General features: G+C 66.9%; 1 protein-coding gene. It reads right to left on the bottom strand.

The genetic code is table 11. The features are described 5' to 3' along the window. Window positions 1–112: 112 nt before the first annotated feature. Window positions 113–1261 (bottom strand): PRTRC system protein D, encoded by a 1149-nt coding sequence (locus tag QZV97_RS20800; protein ID WP_366558931.1) that lies wholly within the window; start codon window positions 1259–1261, stop codon window positions 113–115. Window positions 1262–2051: the final 790 nt, after the last annotated feature.

Below are 2051 nucleotides of genomic sequence, written 5' to 3' on the forward strand. Positions count from 1 at the left end.
CGCTTGGGCCCCTTGTTGAATCGCATCAGGTCGTCGAACAGCCGTGGGTTGTCGTCGCGCGACAACTCGAAGAGCAGCCTGATGCTGTGATCCACCCTCGTATCGACCGCGCTCATGCCCTGCCCCCTTCCGCCGCAACAACGCCTGCTCCCGGTGTGGCCGCAGCCACATGGTTGGAACCTGCGATCTGATAGCCGCGCACATTGGCGAACATCGGCTCCTTGACCTCCAGCACCTCGTGCGATGCGAACGCCTGCTTGACCGCCTTGCGGAACAGGAAGGCGCCGCCGCCAACCAGGATCACATTGCGCACGTCGTAGGCGGGCCCGATGCGCCGCATCATGGCCGCGACGGCCTGCCGGGCGATGCTCTCGACCATCGGCCTCATCCGCGAGAGCTGATAGGTCTTCTGGTACACGTTCAACGCCTTGCCGGTCCTCAGCGCGTGGTCGATGCTGTCCAGGCCGGTGTAGGTAGAGCCGATCTCCACGCTTACGTCGTCCGCGATGAGGTTCAGGATGTCGGCCACTCCTCGGTCGACCGAATGGCTGCGCTTGTGCGACAACTTCATGCCGCGCGCGACCAGCCAGTCGAAGGTGCGAGACCCGGGGTCGATGACCAGGCTCTGTTCGTCTTGCATGGCGAGCACGCGGTCGTGCTGGTCCGCATAGTCGATCAGCGCGCCGTGCGGCTGTGCCATGGCCAGCGCCTTGCGCACTTGCACCGCCTTGCCGCCGCCCACGTCGTGCCGGCCGGTCATCAGCTTCTCGAGTGCGGCCTTGTCGGCGGCGAAGGTTGCTACGGGCAGGCCGACCACGAGCAGGTCGATGTGTTCCACCTTCATCGCGCGCATCGCGCCGCGGGCCAGCGCCAGGTACTCGGGCGTGTCGATGTAGCGGTGGTGGATCTGCGTGGCGCGGAATCCGTCGCCCGCCAGCACGACATCCGGCCCGACCTCGTAGAAGACGCTCTTGATGGGAATCGCAAAGGTCCGCCGGCGTTCCGCACCCAGCGATGCCGACGGGTCGCGCGTGCTGAGGCAGGCGAGTGACGGGAAGCTGGCGCAGCGGATGTCAGCGGCCGTCCCGCCCGTCGTGTACTTGGTGTAGCCGAAGCCAACGTCGATGGCTCGGACGATTGCATTCATGGAGTTGCTCCTACAGGACCTTTGAAGACCGTTCAGCATCGGACGACCGATGGCTGGCTCCCATGCGGAAGACCGTCGAACCGGGTGCGCTATCGCGATCAGGTCGCGCGCCACGACGACCTCGGTGGAACGCGGCTCTCGCTGCATTCCCACCTCGCCGCCACCGCACCGGTGCTTCCGCAAGTCGCTCCACGGTCGCACCGGACTCGGTCCCGTCAAGTGCCGCAGTCGCGCCAATGGCCCGCCAGATCGTCCTGTCCTGGTCTTTCGGAGGCAGAGGTAGCAAGAAGGCTTGTCAACCCCTCTCGCGCACGGAGCCGACCTCGATCACGGCGCGCTTATCGGCACATTTCGAGCTTGAGGTCCGCGTTGCGCTGGCACATGATGGCGGTGCGTCAAGCCGGTAGCTTCCATACCGGGCGCAGCACACAGTGGCCGCGTCGAAGGAAGCCCCATCAGTTGCGGTGACCTCGGTCGCCGAGGGCCAAGAGCCCCGGATCCACGCGGACTCGATCCGCCAAGTTCACCCATCAGCCGCCATGGCCCCCGAGGCCGTGGATTGCGGCGTGCCTTCGGGCACCCGCCTCCTTTCCCCTGACGTTCCAGCATCACGCGCCGCGGCCGCCTCGAGCGACCGCGACCCACGGCACACCGGCTCGACCGGTACCCGTGGGACCTGCGTGAACGGACCGCCCACCGCGTTGGCTGCGGTGGTGCCTTTCGGTCCGGTTGAAACGTCCGCGTGCGGCCCCTCGATGGGCCGACGTACGGGTGACGCCCGCACACCATGCCGCGCCCGCCCTCGGCTCCTGCCGAGCTGGCGTCGCGGTCCGCCCCGAGCGGACAGCCACGCGTGTACGCACCGTGTGCAAGGCGATCACTTTTACGAAGGCCTGGACGGTGC

The organism is uncultured Methylibium sp. (genome assembly GCF_902826655.1).
Lineage (GTDB): Bacteria > Pseudomonadota > Gammaproteobacteria > Burkholderiales > Burkholderiaceae_C > Methylibium.